General features: G+C 64.2%; 1 protein-coding gene. It reads right to left on the minus strand.

From position 1 onward, the window contains the following. Positions 1–76 precede the first annotated feature (76 nt). On the minus strand, positions 77–871 hold the full coding sequence (locus BRAO375_RS25880; RefSeq protein WP_009030397.1) for a fumarylacetoacetate hydrolase family protein: 795 nt from the start codon (positions 869–871) through the stop codon (positions 77–79). Positions 872–979 lie beyond the last annotated feature (108 nt).

Here is a 979-nt window from a genome sequence, read left to right on the forward strand (position 1 = left end):
CACACCGTCCGTCGCCGCGACCAAGCTTCATCTGATTTGACAGTTGCAGAAGCACGCAGCAGATGGACCTCCTGCCTCAAACAATCTTGATCGACATGTCCGGCAGCCCCTCGAGCTTGCACAACAGCACGTCGCCCTTCACCACCGGGCCGACATTCTCCGGCGTGCCGGAATAGATGATGTCGCCGGCCTTGAGCTCGAACGCCTCGGACAGCTTCGCGATCTGCTCGGCGACGCTCCAGATCATCTTGGTGAGATCGGAGTTCTGCCTGATCGTCCCGTTCACCGCGAGCGAGATCGCGCCCTTGGTGAAGTGGCCGACCTTGGCGACCGGATGGATCGGGCCGATCACCGCGGCATGGTCGAAACTCTTGCCGATCTCCCACGGCTTCTTCTCGGCCGCCATGCCGTTCTGCAGGTCGCGGCGGGTCATGTCGAGGCCGAGCGCATAGCCATAGACGTGATCGAGCGCGGACTCGACCGGAATGTTGGTGCCGCCGGATTTCAGCGCAGCGACCAGCTCGACCTCGTGGTGATAGTTCTTGGTCAGCGACGGATAGGGATGGTCGGCGATCTCGCCGATGGCGACGTTCTGGATCGCGTCGGTCGGCTTCTGGAAGAAGAACGGCGGCTCGCGGTTCGGATCGGAGCCACGCTCGATCGCATGCGCCGCGTAGTTGCGGCCGATGCAGTAGATGCGGCGGACAGGGAACACGCCTTGCTCGCCGACGATCGGGATGGTCGTGGCCGGCACGGCGAAGATCGGCTTCGGCCCGGCCTGCGCCGCTGCGGGCTGCGTGTCGGTGACGAGCGCGGCTGCTGCCGCGGCGCCGCCAGCGACGAGCAGATTGCGGCGTGAGGTGTCTGCCATGGGGGTCCTCCTGGACTCAGCCGCCTCGATCGACGGCTTGTATTTCGTTGAGCGCGCCATTCGGCGTGCCCCAACTGATAAGCATATCCAGTATGCCAGCGCCACCAT

The organism is Bradyrhizobium sp. ORS 375, assembly GCF_000239775.1.
In the GTDB taxonomy this organism is placed as follows: Bacteria; Pseudomonadota; Alphaproteobacteria; order Rhizobiales; family Xanthobacteraceae; genus Bradyrhizobium.

Excerpts from the sequence above, each read along its gene's own strand:
- BRAO375_RS25880 (WP_009030397.1), bottom strand. The coding sequence starts at position 871 with ATGGCAGACACCTCACGCCGCAATCTGCTCGTCGCTGGCGGCGCCGCG.